The organism is Salinisphaera sp. PC39 (genome assembly GCF_040361335.1).
Lineage (GTDB): Bacteria > Pseudomonadota > Gammaproteobacteria > Nevskiales > Salinisphaeraceae > APNM01.
Window position 1 is genome coordinate 56,706 of sequence record NZ_APNM01000013.1, and the last position, 16,628, is coordinate 73,333.

General features: G+C 68.0%; 15 protein-coding genes. 3 read left to right on the top strand and 12 right to left on the bottom strand.

Translation table 11 applies throughout. From position 1 onward, the window contains the following. The first annotated feature begins 4 nt into the window (after positions 1-4). Positions 5-472, top strand: coding sequence for a peroxiredoxin (locus PC39_RS12790; RefSeq protein WP_353253782.1), 468 nt, complete (start codon positions 5-7; stop codon positions 470-472). A 60-nt stretch (positions 473-532) separates the two neighbouring features. Further along, positions 533-1,939: a PhoH family protein gene (locus PC39_RS12795; protein ID WP_353253783.1), complete on the top strand. Its 1,407-nt coding sequence runs from the start codon at positions 533-535 to the stop codon at positions 1,937-1,939. A 241-nt stretch (positions 1,940-2,180) separates the two neighbouring features. Here PC39_RS12795 and PC39_RS12800 read toward each other — a convergent pair whose 3' ends face one another. Further along, a complete protein-coding gene (locus PC39_RS12800) occupies positions 2,181-3,254 on the bottom strand; it encodes an AI-2E family transporter (protein WP_353253784.1) in 1,074 nt (357 codons plus the stop codon). A 132-nt stretch (positions 3,255-3,386) separates the two neighbouring features. On the opposite strand from PC39_RS12800, the gene PC39_RS12805 reads away from it, so the two are divergent. Next, positions 3,387-4,868: a M48 family metallopeptidase gene (locus PC39_RS12805; protein WP_353253785.1), complete on the top strand. Its 1,482-nt coding sequence runs from the start codon at positions 3,387-3,389 to the stop codon at positions 4,866-4,868. A 143-nt stretch (positions 4,869-5,011) separates the two neighbouring features. Here PC39_RS12805 and lapB read toward each other — a convergent pair whose 3' ends face one another. The 11 genes from lapB to serC all read right to left on the bottom strand — a co-directional run bounded on the left by lapB (position 5,012) and on the right by serC (position 16,593). Beyond that, positions 5,012-6,181 (bottom strand): lipopolysaccharide assembly protein LapB, encoded by a 1,170-nt coding sequence (lapB, locus tag PC39_RS12810; protein ID WP_353253786.1) that lies wholly within the window; start codon positions 6,179-6,181, stop codon positions 5,012-5,014. Continuing rightward, entirely contained in the window at positions 6,174-6,464 is a 291-nt protein-coding gene (locus PC39_RS12815) for a lipopolysaccharide assembly protein LapA domain-containing protein (protein ID WP_353253787.1), read from the bottom strand. The genes lapB and PC39_RS12815 overlap by 8 nt, the downstream gene beginning before the upstream one ends. 79 nt (positions 6,465-6,543) lie before the next feature. Then, positions 6,544-6,834 (bottom strand): integration host factor subunit beta, encoded by a 291-nt coding sequence (locus PC39_RS12820; RefSeq protein ID WP_353253788.1) that lies wholly within the window; start codon positions 6,832-6,834, stop codon positions 6,544-6,546. 117 nt (positions 6,835-6,951) lie between these two features. Next, positions 6,952-8,643 carry a 30S ribosomal protein S1 gene (rpsA, locus tag PC39_RS12825; protein WP_353253789.1) on the bottom strand — a complete coding sequence of 564 codons (1,692 nt, stop codon included), beginning with the start codon at positions 8,641-8,643 and terminating at the stop codon, positions 6,952-6,954. Between the two features lie 112 nt (positions 8,644-8,755). Continuing rightward, positions 8,756-9,538 carry a (d)CMP kinase gene (cmk, locus tag PC39_RS12830; protein ID WP_353253790.1) on the bottom strand — a complete coding sequence of 261 codons (783 nt, stop codon included), beginning with the start codon at positions 9,536-9,538 and terminating at the stop codon, positions 8,756-8,758. Positions 9,539-9,543: 5 nt separating this feature from the next. Beyond that, on the bottom strand, positions 9,544-10,875 hold the full coding sequence (gene aroA, locus PC39_RS12835) for a 3-phosphoshikimate 1-carboxyvinyltransferase (protein ID WP_353253791.1): 1,332 nt from the start codon (positions 10,873-10,875) through the stop codon (positions 9,544-9,546). Then, the gene (locus tag PC39_RS12840; RefSeq protein ID WP_353253792.1) at positions 10,872-11,768 is read right to left on the bottom strand and encodes a prephenate dehydrogenase; all 897 of its coding nucleotides are present in this window, start codon (positions 11,766-11,768) and stop codon (positions 10,872-10,874) included. Before PC39_RS12840 ends, aroA begins: the two co-directional genes overlap by 4 nt. After that, positions 11,765-12,889, bottom strand: a complete 1,125-nt coding sequence (hisC, locus tag PC39_RS12845) for a histidinol-phosphate transaminase (RefSeq protein ID WP_353253793.1) — start codon at positions 12,887-12,889, stop codon at positions 11,765-11,767. The genes PC39_RS12840 and hisC overlap by 4 nt, the downstream gene beginning before the upstream one ends. A 160-nt stretch (positions 12,890-13,049) precedes the next feature. Beyond that, positions 13,050-14,135: a prephenate dehydratase gene (gene pheA, locus PC39_RS12850; protein WP_353253794.1), complete on the bottom strand. Its 1,086-nt coding sequence runs from the start codon at positions 14,133-14,135 to the stop codon at positions 13,050-13,052. A gap of 21 nt (positions 14,136-14,156) precedes the next feature. After that, entirely contained in the window at positions 14,157-15,347 is a 1,191-nt protein-coding gene (locus PC39_RS12855; RefSeq protein WP_353253795.1) for a phosphoglycerate dehydrogenase, read from the bottom strand. Between the two features lie 163 nt (positions 15,348-15,510). Further along, a complete protein-coding gene (gene serC, locus PC39_RS12860) occupies positions 15,511-16,593 on the bottom strand; it encodes a 3-phosphoserine/phosphohydroxythreonine transaminase (RefSeq protein ID WP_353253796.1) in 1,083 nt (360 codons plus the stop codon). Positions 16,594-16,628 lie beyond the last annotated feature (35 nt).

Sequence of the window (16,628 nt, forward strand, 5' to 3'; positions counted from 1 at the left end):
AGACATGACCGCGACCGTCGACCGACCGGCCCCCGACTTCGACCTGCCCGCCACCGGCGGGGAGAACATGCGCCTGAGCGATCTCCGCGGTGAGACCGTGGTCCTGTATTTCTACCCGCGGGACAACACGCCGGGCTGCACCCAGGAAGGCCAGGACTTCCGCGATCTGCACGCCGACTTCCGGGCGGCCGGGGTCCGGATCCTGGGCGTCTCCCGGGATTCCCTGCGCAAGCACGAGAACTTCAAGGCCAAGCACGACTTCCCGTTCGAGCTGCTCGCCGACGAGGACGGCACCGCCTGCGAGGCCTACGGCGTGCTCAAGGAAAAGAAGATGTACGGCAAGACCCACGTCGGCATCGAGCGCAGCACCTTCCTGATCGATCCCGAGGGCGTGCTCCGCCGCGAGTGGCGCGGGGTCAAGGTCAAGGGGCACGCCGAGGCGGTGCTCGCGGCGGTCCGCGGCGAGGACTGAGGCACCGCGGGACAACCCGCCCTTCCCCAAACCGGCGGCGATGCCGCATCCTGGAACCCTATGTCCCGACGCGTCTTCGTACTCGACACCAACGTGCTGATGCACGACCCGACGGCCCTGTTCCGCTTCCAGGAGCACGACGTCTACCTGCCGATGGTGGTCCTGGAGGAACTGGACGCCGGCAAGAAGGGCGTATCCGAGGTGGCGCGCAACGTCCGCCAGGTCAGCCGTTTCCTGGACCAGCTCATGAGCGGGCGCAGCCACGAGGAGATCGAGCGCGGCATCGATCTCAACGCCGTGCTCGCCCGCTACAACGGCCAGTCCGACCGCGCCGACGCCAGCGGCCGGCTGTTCTTCGAGACCCGCCCGCCACAGACCGACCTGCCGGCCGTGCTGCCCGGCAACAAGGCCGACAACAGCATCCTGCTGACGGCCCTGTCCCTGCGCGCGGAGCTGCCGGACCGCGACGTGATCCTGGTGTCCAAGGACATCAACCTGCGGATCAAGGCCGCCGTGATCGGCATCGAGGCCGAGGACTACTACAGCGACAAGGTGCTGGAGGACGTCGACCTCCTGTTCAGCGGCTATGCCGAACTGCCCGGCAACTTCTGGGAGAGCTTCGCCGACTCCCTGGATTCCTGGCACGAGGAGGGGCGAACCTTCTACCGGGTCGAGGGCCCCATGGTCCGCGAATGGCACCAGAACCAGTTCCTGCATTTCGAGCACGAGAACGATGTCGAATTGATCGTGCGCGACATCCAGGGCGACGCCGCGACCCTGGAGCTGGCCGACGACTACCGCGAGAACAAGCATGCCGTGTGGGGCGTGCACGCCCGCAACCGCGAGCAGAATTTCGCCCTCAACCTGTTGATGGACCCGGAGGTGGATTTCGTCACCCTGCTGGGGGCGGCCGGCACCGGCAAGACCCTGCTGACACTCGCGGCCGGCCTGGCGCAGGCCCTGGACGAGCAGCGCTACCGCGAGATCGTGATGACCCGCGTGACCGTGCCGGTGGGCGAGGACATCGGCTTCCTGCCCGGCACCGAGGAAGAGAAGATGACGCCCTGGATGGGGGCGCTGATGGACAACCTGGAGGTCCTGACCGGCAGCCTCGACGGCTCCGACTGGGAACGCGCCGCCACCAACGAGCTATTGTCCAAGCGCATCAAGATCCGCTCGGTGAACTTCATGCGCGGGCGCACCTTCCTGCACCGCTACATCATCCTCGACGAGGCCCAGAACCTCACGCCCAAGCAGATGAAGACCCTGATCACGCGGGCCGGCCCGGGCACCAAGATCGTCTGCCTGGGCAACCTGTCGCAGATCGACACGCCCTATCTCACCGAAACCACCTCGGGCCTGACCAACGTGGTCGACCGCTTCCGCGGCTGGCGCCACGCCGGCCATGTCACCCTGGCCCGCGGCGAACGCTCGCGGCTGGCGGACTACGCCTCAGAGAAACTCTGAGGTTGCAGACGATTCCCGGATAAGACATCCGCAGATAACCCAGATGTACGCCGAGTATTAAATCGTTCGCCACATACCCGAGATTCTCTCGGGATTTGGCGCGCGCCCGGCCGACCCAGGCCTATTTGGCACTTACGGCCTGTGGCCGCGGGCATTCTCCCATTTGATGAACGCTTCGATTCGGAACACTGACAAATAATCCGTGTAAATCCGCGTAATCCGCGGATGTATTCAACGCGGATCAGGCCGCATCGGCATCCGATTCGCGGCCGCCTTCCCTCGGCCACGCGTTGATGACGGCATTGATCAGGGTGGCCAGGGGGATCGCGAAGAAAACGCCCCAGAAGCCCCACACGCCGCCGAAGAACAACACCGCGACGATGATCGCCACCGGGTGCAGGTTCACGGCCTCGGAGAACAGGATCGGCACCAGGACATTGCCGTCGATGGCCTGCAGGATGCCGTAGGCGACCAGCACGTAGACCGTCTCCGCCTCCATGCCCCACTGCGCGTAGGCGACCGCCGCCACGGGCAGGGTCATCGCCATGGCGCCGAGATAGGGGATCAGCACCGAGAAGCCCACGCCCACGGACAGCAAGAGCGCGTACTTGAGCCCCAGCAGGGTGAACACGGCATAGGCCGCCACCCAGACCAGCACGATCTCCACCGCCTTGCCGCGCACGTAGTTGCCGAGCTGAACGTCGACCTCGTGCCAGACGTCGCGCACGAGGTCCTTGTTCCGCGGCACGAAGCCGCCCATCCAGGCCATCAGCGTGGCCTTGTCGCGCAGGAAGAAGAACACCATCAGCGGCACCAGGATCATGTAGACCGCGAGGTACAGCAGGCTCACGCCCACCACCAGCGAGCGCGACAGCACCATCTGGCGCAGCGAGCCGATATCCTGGGTCGCGCTGGTCAGCAGCTCGTCGACATGCTCGGGCGTGACCAGGGAGGGGTAGCGCTCCGGCAGATTCAGCAGCCAGCTCTGGATACCCGCTATGATCGCCGGGATCTCCTGGAATATCTGCGCGGCCTGGCGCGTCAGCAGCGGCACCAGGGCGAAGCTGACCACGACCACGCCCACCAACAGGGCGGTGGATACCAGGCCCGCGCCCAGCGGTCGCGGCACGCGCATGCGCTCCAGCCAGCGCACCGGCGCTTCCAGCAGATAGGCGAGCACGATCGCCGCCAGCACCGGCGTGAGCAGGCCGCCGAAGAAAATCACCAGCGCCAGCCCGCCCAGCAGGATCAACGCCAGGGTCACGACCTGGGGGTCGGAAAAATGCCGATGTACCCACTCGCGGATCACGTTCATACGCGGACCACCGTTGCGATTTCTACCGGCCATGGTTGAACTGCCGGCCCTCCCCGACGTCAAATACCCGTACGACGCGATATTATGAACCGATTGATCCGCGAGCCTAGCACAGCGCGTCCGGGAGTCATTTTGCGCCTTTTCAAAGTCTTTTTCCTGAGCCTGCTCCTGTCCGCCACGGGCGCCGGGGCGGCCCAGGACTACAACCTGCCCAGCATCGGGCAGCCGGCGGACAACGTCCTGTCGCCGGCCGAGGAGAAGCGCATCGGCCAGCGGGTCGTGTCGCAGCTCAAGGCCCAGGGCATGATCCTGGAGGATCCCGAGCTGGAAGCCTATGTCGCGGACATCGGCTGGCGCCTGGCCGAGCACACGGAGCGCCCGCCGTCCGATTTCACCTTCTTCGTGATCGACGATCCCTCGGTCAACGCATTCGCGCTGCCCGGCGGCTACATCGGCGTCAACGCCGGCCTGCTCCTGGAGACCGAGACCGAGAGCGAGCTGGCCGGCGTGGTCGCGCACGAAATCGCGCACGTCACCCAACGCCATATCGCGCGCCAGATCGAGGCGACCCAGGGCCTGACCTGGGTTACCGCGGCCGCCGTGCTCCTGGCGATCATCGCCGGCGGCGGCGATCCGTCGGTGGTGCAGGCGGCCCTGACCATGGGCATGAGCAACCTCGGCCAGCAGCAGATCAACTTCACCCGGCAGCACGAGCTGGAGGCCGACCGGCTGGGCATCCATACCCTCGCCCGGGCCCAGTACAACCCCAACGGCATGGCCGATTTCTTCCGCAAGATGGAGCGGCGCTCGCGCCTGTACGGCAACCGCCTGCCCGAGATACTCCTGACCCACCCGGTGAGCGACACCCGTATCTCGGAAGCCGAGTCGCGCATCCGCGACCTGCACGTGGAGACCGTCCACGAGTCCGAGGACTACGCGCTCATGCGGGCCCGCGCGCGGGTACTGAGCAGCAAGCAGCCCAGCGACGCCGTGACCTACTTCGAGGAGAAGCGCCGGCGCGCCGAAACCGGCGACCCCGCCACCGACTACGGCTATGCCCTGGCCCTGACCCGCGTCGGCCGGCTGGAGCGCTCGCACGCGATCCTGGCGGATCTCGCCGGCCGGGAGGCGGCGCACCCGCACTACGCGCTCGCCTACGCCCGGGTGCTGCTGGACCAGGGCCAGGGCGGCGAGGCACTGGAGGTACTCGCGGACGTGCGCCCCCGGCATCCCTCCTATCTACCGATGACCCTGGCGTACGCCGAGGCCCTGATCGTCAACGACCGCGCCGCCGACGCCCGCAACTACCTGATGGACAAGCGCCGGCTCGTCGAGAACAACGCCGACGCCAACCGGCTGTTGGCCCGTGCCGCCGACAAGGAGGGACGCCTGGCCGAGGCGCACTACCGGGACGCCCGCTACTTCTTCCTGCGCGGCAACCACGCCGCCGCCATCCACCGCCTGCAGGCGGGCCTCAAGCTGCCCGACCTGTCCCAGGACGACAAGGCCCGCCTGGAGGCCGCCCTGCGCGAATACCGCGGCGACTGCCACGACAAACTGTCGGAGCGGGAATGCCGGGAACGCGTCGAAGGCACCGGCTCCCGCCGTTACTGATAATCCCGCAAAAATACTAACCACAGAGACACAGAGAACACAGAGTAAAGCGCACTGAACTGCGGGCACACGAAGGTCTCATCCTCTTGTAACCCAGCACTTTTGCTTCTCTGTGCCTCTGTGCCTCTGTGGTTAATTCCTAGTTAAGAGGGCTTGACGTCGCGTACCGGCGCGACGCTGTTCCACTGCTTGCAGCTCGGGCACTGCCAGTGCAGGTAGCGCCCCGAGAAGCCGCAGTGGCCGCAGTGGTACAGCGGCTGCCGGTCGATCACCTGGCGCAGCGACTGGCGCAGACTGTCCAGGGGACCGGACAGACCGGTCCGGGTGCCGGACCAGGTCAGGTCCAGCAGGTGGTAGAAGGCGATCCAGTTGGGCGTCGCCTGTAGATAGTCCGACAGGTGGGCGATGGCCTCGTCGTTGCGACGCTGGCGTTCCAGCAGGCGGGCCAGCGCGATATGCGGCGCCGGTCCCTCGTAGCGCTGGATGACTTCCTCCAGGAACCGGCGATAGCCGTCGAAGTCGTCGCGTGCCAGGAAACAGCGCTCCATCGGCGCCAGGATCTCGGTGACGAAGTCGACGTCCTGTTTCAGGACCTGGCGATAGGCCTTGATGGCGGCCGCATGGTCGCCCGCCGCCTCCTCGATCTCGCCGCGCAGGAGACTCGCGCGCACGCATTCCCGGAATTCGCCGCGCGCCGACTTGATATGGCGCAGCGCCGCCTGGGCATCGCCCGCAGCGCGTTCGTTCTCGGCCAGCTCGCAGAAATACTGGGCGATCACCGGGCGCAGGCTGTGGCCGCGTACCGACTCCAGCCGGCGGGTGGTCTCGATCGCCTGTTGCCAATCGCGTTCGGCCTCGTAGATCGCCACCAGTCCGGACAGGGCGCGCTCCAGGAACATGCCCTGATCGACCAGCTCGCGGAACAGGTTTTCGGCGCGGTCGAGCACCCCGGCGCGCAGGTAGTCCTGCGCCAGCTCGAAACGCGCCTGGTTGCGGTGGACGGGCTTCAGGTTCGGGCGCGCGACCAGGTTCTGGTGCACGCGCAGGGCCCGGTCGACCTCGCCCTGGCGGCGGAAGAGGTTGCCCAGCGCCAGATGCGTCTCGACCGTCTCGTTGTCCACTTCCAGCAGGCGGACGAAGACCTCGATCGCCTTGTCGGCGTCGTCGTTGACCAGGTGGCTTATGCCGCGCAGGTAGTCCGGGTGGACGTGCGGCGGACGCTCCTCGGGCCGGCGCATGCGACCCCGCAGGTACCACCCCGATGCCGCCGCCGCCGGCAACAGCAGCAGCACCAGCCAGTAGCCGTCAAGCATCGTGGATGGGCATGCTCCGCAGGTTGCGGATCTCCGCCTGCGCGTCCTTGAGCTGTCGCCGCTCGCGCGCCAGGTCCGAGCGCAGCTTGAGGGTGCGTCCCAGCAGGAGCAGCAGGGCCAGGCCGAAGCCGAGCACGAAGTCCAGGATCAGCACCACGACCAACGGCACGCGCGCCTCGCTCCAGAGCAGGTCCACCGTGACCAACTGGAAATTCACGAACCCGAAAGCGATACCGATCACCAGGGCGAGCAGGAGAACGAGGTTGCGTAGCAGACGAAGCATGATGCGGTTCCGTACTCCGGGGGCGAATCGAGCCGCGATTGTAGCAACCCGGCGCGATTGACGCCGGACCGAACGCCTGTCAGCGGTCGGAGTCGCCGTTCACGCGTTCCCGCATCTCCTTGCCGGGCTTGAAATGCGGCACGTACTTCTCGGGAATCTGGACGGACTCGCCGGTCTTGGGGTTACGGCCCATGCGCGCGGGCCGATGGTGTACCGAGAAGCTGCCGAAGCCGCGAATCTCGATGCGGCCGCCGGACGACAGTGTCCGACTGACCTCCTCGAGCAGGAGCTTCACGGCGAGCTCGACATCCTTCTGCGACAGGTGGGTATGCCGCTGCACCAGACGCTCGATGAGTTCCGATTTCGTCATCCGGCGCTTCCTTATACGCAACCGACTTCACCCCGCCGCACGGTGGCGGGGTCCGGAAATCAGGCTAGACCAATCCGCGGACGCCCGCAACAGGATGTCGCGGGCGTCCCTCGCGGCTTACTTGTCGTCGTCGCCGCCCGCGTCCATCTGTTCCTTGAGGAGATCGCCCAGGCTGGTGGTGCCGGAGCTGACGTCGTCGCTCTTGGCGTACTGACGCATCGCCTCGCGCTCTTCCTTCTCGTCCTTGGCCTTGATCGAGAGGCTGATGGAGCGGTTCTTGCGGTCCAGGCCCATGAAGCGCGCCTCGACCTCATCGCCCTCGGACAGGGCGCTGCGGGCGTCCTCGACGCGGTCGCGCGCGATATCGGAGGCGCGGATATAGCCGGTGATATCGCCTTCGAGCTGGACCACCGCGCCCTTGGGCTCGACCTCGATGATCTTGCCGGTCACGATGCTGCCCTTCGGGTGCTGGGCCACGAAATCGGACAGCGGATCCTGCTCGAGCTGCTTGATGCCCAGGGAGATGCGCTCGCGCTCGGAATCGATGGCCAGCACCACGGCCTCGACCTCCTCGCCCTTACGATAGTTGCGCACGGCGTCCTCGCCGGCCTCGCTCCAGGACAGGTCGGACAGGTGAACCAGGCCGTCGATGCCGCCGGGCAGGCCGACGAAAATGCCGAAATCGGTGATCGACTTGATCTGGCCGGACACCTTGTCGCCCTTCTGATGGTTCTGGGCGAAATCCTCCCAGGGATTGGACTGGCACTGCTTCATGCCCAGCGAGATGCGACGGCGCTCCTCGTCGATCTCGAGCACCATCACCTCGACCTCGTCGCCGATCGAGACCACGGTGCCGGGATTGACGTTCTTGTTGGTCCAGTCCATCTCGGAAACGTGGACCAGGCCCTCGACGCCCTCCTCGATCTCGACGAAGGCGCCGTAGTCGGTGATGTTGGTGACGTTGCCGAACAGGCGCGTGTTCTCCGGGTAGCGGCGCGCGATGTCGACCCACGGATCGTCGCCCAGCTGCTTCAGCCCCAGGGAGACGCGGGTGCGCTCGCGATCGAACTTGAGGACCTTGACCTCGATCTCGTCGCCGACGTTGACCACCTCGGACGGGTCCTTGACCCGCTTCCAGGACATGTCGGTGATGTGCAGCAGGCCGTCGATGCCGCCCAGGTCCACGAACGCACCGTAATCCACCAGGTTCTTGACGATGCCCTTGAGGACCACGCCCTCCTGCAGGGTCTCGAGCAGCTGCTTGCGCTCCTCGCTGTACTCCTCCTGCAGCACGTCGCGACGCGATACCACCACGTTGTTGCGGACGCGGTCGAGCTTGATGACCCGGAACTCCAGAGGCTTGCCCTCGAGGTAGGTGGTGTCGCGCACGGGCCGGACGTCCACCAGCGAGCCGGGCAGGAAGGCGCGGACGTTGCCGATGTCGACGGTGTAGCCGCCCTTGACCTTGCCGCTGATCTGGCCGACCACGGACTCGCCCTGCTCGTAGGCTTCGGTGAGGAAGTCCCAGGTACGGATGCGCTCGGCCTTCTCCTTGGAGAGGCGGGTGGCGCCGAAGCCGTCCTCGACGGCCTCCAGGGCGACCTCGACCTCGTCGCCCTCGTTGATGGTGAGCTCGCCCTGCTCGTCGTAGAACTCCTCGACCGGGATCACGCCCTCGGACTTCAGGCCCGCGTCGACGATGACCACGTCCGGCTTGATCTCCAGGATGTGCGCCTGGACCAGGGACCCGGGCTGCATGGTGCGCCCCTGGAGGCTTTGTTCGAACAGTTCGGCGAAACTCTCAGACATAATCGGTGGAACTTCCCGCGGCTGGGCCGCATGTTGCCGCCGGGCGGAGGCCCGCCGGCGGGTTAACGGATGTCCGTCGGCGGCTTTGCGCGCGCCTCCGGGCCAAATCAACTCATTCGTCGCGTATCGACTTTTCGTTGCGCTGATCGCGCCTTTTCGACTGAAAATAGGACGCCAGTCCGGCTTCGCGCACCAAGGCGCGCACCCGGTCCAGCGTCCCCTCGACATCCTCGCCCGTGGTATCCAGCACCACGGCCTCGGAGGCCGGCCTCAATGGAGAATGCTCGCGCGCGGCATCACGCTCGTCGCGCGCCACGATCTCCTTGTAAATCTGGTCAATATTAGCACTGGCCCCGGACGCCGACAACTGGGCATGCCGGCGACGCGCCCGCTCCTCCGGGCTGGCGGTGACGAACAGCTTGAGCTCGGCGTCCGGGAACACCACCGTGCCCATGTCGCGGCCGTCGGCGACCAGCCCGGGCGGCACCCGGAAATCCCGCTGCAGGGCCAACAGCGACCGGCGCACCTCCGGCTCGGCGGCGAAATACGAGGCGAGGCCGCCCACGGCCTCGTCGCGGATCGCGGCGGTGACATCCTCGCCCGCCAGCAGCACCCGCTCGCCGGCGCCACCCTCCGTCACCCGGAACGCGACATCCAGACGCCGGGCCAGCGCCGCCGCCCGCGTCACGTCCGCCGGGCGCTCCGGCGACAGCGCCTCGCGCCGGGCCGCCAGCGCTACCAGCCGATAGAGCGCGCCGGAGTCGAGCAGATGCCACCCCAATTCCGCGGCCAGCGCGCGCGAGAGCGTGCCCTTGCCGGAGCCGCTGGGGCCGTCGAAGGCGATTACCGGCGCTTTTGCCCCGTGATTGGTGATTGGTGCTTGGTGATTCGGCATGCCCGTTACCCGTTCGCTTCCTCGATCGACAGGCCGGCCTCGCGGGCCATGGCGACGAAGCCGGGGAAGGAGGTGGCGACGTTGGCGCAATCGCGGATCGCGATCGTATCGCGGGCGCGGAAGCCCGCCATCGCGAAGGCCATGGCGATGCGATGATCGCCGTGACTGTCGATCTCACCGCCGTCGAAGGCGAAGTCCGCGCCACCGCCCCGGATGCGCAGGCCGTCCGGATAGACCTCGACCGGCACACCCAGCGCGGCCAGGCCGTCGGCCATCACCGCGATCCGGTCGGATTCCTTCACCCGCAGTTCCGCCGCGCCGCGCAGGACGGTGTCGCCCTCGGCGCAGGCGGCGGCCACGAACACGGCCGGGAACTCGTCGATCGCCAGCGGCACCAGCGCCGGATCGATCTCGATACCGCGCAGCGCGCCGCCTGTGACCCGCAGGTCCGCCACCGGCTCGCCGCCCTCGGTGCGCTCGTTTTCCAGGGCGATCCCGACACCCATGGCGCGCAGGATGGCGATCACCCCGTCCCGCGTGGGATTGACCCCGACGCCCGTGAGCCGGACCTCCGCCCCCGGCACGATCGCGGCCGCGAGCATGAAGAACGTGGCCGAGGATAAATCCGCCGGCACCCGCAGCTCGCCGCCGGTCAGGCGCTGCCCGCCGCGCAATCCGACGGCGTCGCCGTCGCGGAACAGTTCGACGCCGAAGGCCGACAGCATGCGCTCGGTATGGTCGCGGCTGACGGCCGGCTCGACGACCGCGGTGTCGCCGTCGGCGTAGAGCCCGGCCAGCAACACGCAGGATTTCACCTGGGCGCTGGCCACCGGCGGTCGGTAACGGATGCCCCGTAGGGACCGGCCGCCGCGGATGCGCAGCGGCGCCAGATCCCCGGCCTCGCCGGCGATGTCGGCACCCATCTGTCGCAGGGGCTCGATGACCCGGCCCATGGGCCGCTTGCGCAGGCTGGCGTCGCCGGTCAGGACGCTGTCGAAGGCCTGCCCCGCCAGCAGCCCGGCAAGCAGCCGCATGGAGGTGCCGGAATTGCCCAGGTCGAGCGCGCCGGCCACCGGCCGCAGCCCGTCGCGGCCCGCGCCGGCGATGCACAGCACCCCGCCCTGCCGGGTCACCGTGACACCCATGGCCTCGAAGACGCGCAGGGTCGCGAGACAGTCCGCCCCCTCCAGGAAGCCGTGCACCCGGGTCTCGCCGTCGGCGATGGCCGCCAGCATCGCGGCGCGATGCGAGATCGACTTGTCGCCGGGCACCCGCAACTCGCCGCGCGGGCGGCCGCCGGGGCGGACCAGGAAGCTGTGTCGTGCTGCGTGTTTCAAGTGTCGTTCCGCGAGTCCGATCTGTCGCCGACGAAGGCGTCGCGCGCGGTCTTGGCGCGCTCGAAGCAGGCCCGGACGGTCTCCCGGTCGTCCTGCGCGATCGCGGCCCGCAGGCGCTCCAAATCGGCGATGTAACGTTCCAGGACCGGCAACAGGGCGGATTCGTTCGCGGTGACGATATCCGACCACATCGCCGGCGACGAGGAGGCGATGCGGGTGAAATCCGCGAAGCCGCCGGCGGCGTACTCGAAGATCTCGGTACGCTCGGCCATGCGCGCCAGGGTGTCTACCAGCGCGTAGGCGAGCACGTGCGGCAGATGGCTGGTGGCCGCCAGCACCTCGTCGTGGTGCGCCCCGTCCATCTCGGTGACCCGAGCGCCGGTCGCTTGCCAGGCGGCCCGCACCCGCGCCAGGGCCGCCGGCCCGGTGGCGGCGGTCGGCGTCAGGATCACCCGCCGCTCGCGAAAGAGTTCGGCGAAGGAGGCATCCACCCCGCTGTGCTCGGTGCCCGCGATCGGATGCCCCGGCACGAAGTTCTCGGGCAACGTCCCAAAGCCGGTCTCGGCGGCGGCGATCACGCTCAGCTTGGTGCTGCCGGCGTCGGTGACCACGGCCTCCGGCGCGAGGGCATCGCGGATGGCGGCGAACACCCCCGCCATCGCCCCCACCGGCACCGCCACCAGGACGAAGTCCGCGCCGTGCACGGCGGCGGCCGGATCGGTCTCGGCGATATCGATCACGCCCAGGCGCCGGGCCTGTTCCAGGTGTGCGGCGTCGCGGCCGCAGCCGACCACGGTGTCGACCGCACCGGCCGCGCGCAGGGCGCGCGCGAAGGACCCGCCGATGAGGCCCACGCCGATGACCGCCAGGCGCCGGATGGACACCTCGCTCACGCCCCCGTCACCGCATCCAGCGCCGCCAGGAAGCGGCGGTTCTCGGCCTCGGTGCCGACCGTGACCCGCAGGTGTTCCGGCAGCCCGTAGCCGGCCAGCGGCCGCACGATCACGCCTTCCCGCAGCAGGGCCCGGTACAGGGGCGCCCCCTCGCGGCCGCAGGCGAAGGTCAGGAAATTCGCCTGCGACGGCAGCGCCGGCAGACCGCGCGCGGCCAGCTCGCGCGCCAGCAGGTCGCGCTGTTCCGCGTTGGTCGCCGCCGATTCCGCCACGAAGTCGTCGTCGTCGAGCGCGGCCAGGGCGCAGGCCTGACCCAGCAGATTGACGTTGAACGGCTGGCGCACCCGGTTGAGCCGGTCGGCCAGCGCGGGCGAGGACAGGGCATAGCCCACGCGCAGCCCGGCGAGACCGTAAATCTTGGAGAAGGTCCGGGTCACGATCAGGTTGTCGTGGCGCTCCAGCCAGGCGCGGCTGTCCGGGCGCCGCGCCGGGTCGAGATACTCGCGGTAGGCCTCGTCCAGCACCACGACCACGTCATCCGGCACCCGCTCCAGGAAGGCCTCGATCGCCGCCGGCTCGAGCCAGGTGCCGGTGGGGTTGTTGGGGGTGGCGAGGAACACGACGCGCACGGCGTCGTCCAGGGCCTCCGCCATCGCCGCCAGATCATGGCCGTAGGGCATCTCCGGATGGTCCGGCGCCAGCGCCGGCGCCTCGCGCGGGTCGGCGTCGGCGGCCAGGGTCACGATCGGATAGACCGCGAAGGCATGGCGCGCGAACAGCGCCGCGCGACCCGGTCCCAGGAAGACCCGGGCCACCAGATCGAGCACGTCGTTGGAACCGTTGCCCAGGGTTATCCGCCCGGGCTCGATGTCGTGGATCGCCGCCAACCGCGTCTTCAGGGCGTGGCCGTTGCCGTCCGGATAGCGTCCGAGATCGCCGCGCCACTCCGTCAGGACCCGGCGGGCGGACGGCGAGGCCCCCAGCGGGTTCTCGTTGGAGGCGAGCTTCACGATATCGGTGATACCGAGCTCGCGCTCCAGCTCCTCCACCGGCTTGCCCGGCTCGTAGGGCGACAACGCCTCGACGCCCGGGTTGATGTGTTCCAACAAAGTACGCGACATAAGAAGACTAACCACAGAGGCACAGAGTCACAGAGGATTCAAGAAGCAAAAAGCAAAGAGACTGATCAAGAGCGACACCGGATAACGCCCCGCGCTCCCCCTTCTTCATGGCCACTCGAGCTCGCTCTCTGTGCCTCTGTGACTCTGTGGTTCATTATCTTTAGAGAACAGCCTTCGGGTAGGCGCCGAGGATCTTGAGATAGGCCGCCTCGGCCTCGATGCGGTCGATGACCTGACGCACGGCGGCGTCCTCGACGTGCCCTTCCAGGTCGATGAAGAAGTTGTAGTCCCAGGGCTGGCGGCGCGACGGCCGCGATTCGATCCGGGACAGGTCGACGCCCGCCTCCGCCGCCGGGGTCAGCAGGCGGTGCAGCATGCCGGGCCGGTTGTGGATGGACACCAGCACCGAGGTCATGTCCTGTCCCGTGGCCGGCACCGGCTGATCCCCCAGCACCAGGAACCGGGTCGTGTTGTTGGGCTCGTCCTCGATGTTCGCGGCCAGGATCGGCAGCTCGTAGAGCTCGGAGGCCGCGCGTCCGGCGATCGCCGCCGACTCGCTCTCGTGGCGGACCATGCGCGCGGCCTCGCCGTTGCTGGCGACCGCCTCGCGCACCACGTTGGGCATCTTCGCGTCGAGCCACTTGCGGCACTGGGCCAGGGACTGGGCGTGCGCCACCACCCGCCGCACCCGCTCCAGGGACGGCGCGTTGGACAGCAGGTGGTGATGCACCGCCAGGGCCACCTCGCCCACGATCGACAGCGGACTGCCCACGAGCTGGTCCAGGGTGTGGCTGACCACGCCCTCGGTGGAGTTCTCCACCGGCACCACGCCGTAGTCGGCGTTGCCGGCCTCGACCTCGCGGAAGATCTCGTCGATGGCGCTCATCGCCACCGCCTCCACCGAATGGCCGAAGTGCTTGTAGACCGCGGCCTGGGTGTAGGTGCCCTCGGGGCCGAGATAGGCCACCTTGAGCGGCGATTCCAGGGCCAGGCAGGCGGACATGATCTCGCGCATCAGGCGCGTCACGGTCTCGTCCGACAGCGGTCCGTGGTTGCGCTCGGCCACGGCGCGCAGGACCTCGGCCTCGCGCGCCGGCCGGTAGCAGTTGCCCTCGCCGCCGTCGACCGCCGCCTTGATCTCGGCGATCTCGCGCGCGATCCCGGCGCGCTCCGAGATCAGCTTCTGGAGCTGCTCGTCGAGCGCGTCGATGCGGGCGCGGGCGGCGGCGAGACGGTCGTCGGACATGGGCTTCCGCCTCGGACGGGCCTAGGCGTTGTCGCCGTCGGCGTTGAGGTAGCGTACCGAGAGCACGCCCTCGATGCCCCGGATCTCGTCCAGCACCGATTCCGGCACCTCGGAGTCCACGTCCACCAGGGTGTAGGCCACGCCCTTGCGGGACTTGTTCAGCAGGTCCGCGATGTTGAGCTCGTGCCGCGCCAGCGCCGAGGAGATCTGGCCCACCATGTTGGGCACGTTGGCGTTGACCACGCAGATGCGGAAGGCACCCTCCGTCGGCGGCATGATCGCCTCGGGGAAATTCACCGAGTTGCGGATGTTGCCGATCTCCAGGTACTCGCGAAGCTGGTCCGCGACCATCACGGCGCAGTTGTCCTCGGCCTCGTCGGTGGAGGCGCCCAGGTGCGGCAGCGCGATCACCTTGGGATGGTCCTTGATCGCGGCGGTCGGGAAATCGCAGACGTAGTAGCGGAGCCGGCCCTCGTCGAGCGCCTCGATCACCGCCTGCTCGTCGACGATGGCGTCGCGCGAGAAGTTGAGCAGCACGGCCCCCTTGCGCATCAGCTTGAGGCGCTTGGCGTCGATCAGGCCGCGGGTGTCGTCGACCAGCGGCACGTGCAGGGACACGAACTCGGACTTGGATAGCAGGTCGTCCACGGACACCGCCTCGGAGACCCCCGCGTTCAGGCGCCAGGCGTTGAGCACGCTGATCGCCGGATCGAAGCCCCGGACCGACATGCCCAGGTCGTGGGCGGCGTTGGCGACGTTCACGCCGATCGCGCCCAGGCCGATCACGCCCAGGGAGCGCCCGGGCAGTTCGATGCCCTTGTACTGTTTCTTGCCGGCCTCGACCTCCTTGTGCAGCGAGGCGTCGTCGCCGTCGAGCTGTCGCACGTAGTCCCAGGCCTGGACGATGTTGCGCGCGGCCAGGAACAGCCCGGCCAGCACCAGCTCCTTCACCGCGTTGGCGTTGGCGCCGGGGGCGTTGAACACGGGCACGCCGCGGTCGCTCATGGCGTCCACGGGGATGTTGTTGACGCCGGCGCCGGCGCGGCCGATGGCCTTCACCGAGTCGGGGATGTCCATGCTGTGCATGTCCGCCGAGCGCACCATGATCGCGTCGGGGTGGCCGATCTCGGAGGCCACCTCGTAGGACTCGCGCGGGAAGCGGTCGAGCCCGACGGGAGAGATGTTGTTCAGCGTCTGGATCTTGAACGTCATAAGAGCCTTTTCAGGTTAAAACCACAGAGTCACGGAGACACCGCGTTTAAGAACGTAAAACCACGAAGACGCACACAAGGACACATCGGGAAGGAGCAAGAGATACTTCGTGTCTCAGTGCTTGATGATATTACTTCCCTCTGTGGCCTCTGTGCCTCTGTGGTTAGCCATTTCTTCGCTCGAAGTCGCGCATGAAGTCGATCAGCGCGTCCACGCCGGCCTCCGGCATGGCGTTGTAGATGCTGGCGCGCATGCCGCCGACCGAGCGGTGCCCCTTGAGGGTCGACAGCCCGGCCTTGTCCGCCTCTTCGAGGAAGGTGGCGTTCAGATTGTCGTCGGCCAGCAGGAACGGCACGTTCATGCGCGAGCGCGCGCCGGGCGCGACCGGATTGCTGTAGAAATCCGAGCCGTCGATGAAGCCGTAGAGCTTCTCCGCCTTGCGGGCGTTGCGCTCGGCGATCGCCTCCAGGCCGCCCTGGCGCTTGAGCCACTGGAAGGTCAGGCCGGCCACGTACCAGGCGAAGCACGGCGGCGTGTTGAGCATGGAGTCGGCCTCGGCCTGGGCCTGGTAGTCGAGCACCATGGGCGTATCGGCGCGCGCGCGGCCCAGCAGGTCCTTGCGCACGATCACGACGGTGACGCCCGCCGGGCCCACGTTCTTCTGGGCGCCGGCGTAGATCACCCCGTGCGCGGCCACGTCCACGGGCTTCGACAGGAAGTTGGAGGACATGTCGGACACCAGCGGCACATCGCCGCTGTCCGGCGTCCAGTCGAACTCCACGCCCTGGATGGTCTCGTTCGAGGTGTAGTGGACATAGCCGGCGTTCGCCGACAGATCCCAGGCGGACTGCGGCGGCAGGTCCGTGAAGCCCTGATCCTCGGTGGCGGCGGCGGTGCGCACGTCGCAGTACTTGCCCGCTTCCTTGCGCGCCTTCTTGCCCCAGTTGCCGGTGACCACGTAGTCGGCCGCGGCCTTGTCGCCCAGGATATTGAGCGGGACGCCGGCGAACTGGCCGGCCGCGCCGCCCTGCAGGAACAGGACCTCGTAGTCGTCCGGCACCGCCAGCAGCTCGCGCAGGTCCGCCTCGGCCTGCTCGGCGATGGAAACGAAGGCCTTGCCGCGATGGCTCATCTCCATCACGGACATGCCCGTGCCCCGCCAGTCCAGCAGATCGTCGCGGACCTGCTCGAGTACTTCCTCCGGCAGCGTGGCCGGACCTGCACTGAAATTGTAGACGCGTGCCATGTGGCTCCTGTGTCTCCAAGTTTGAAGTTTGAAAC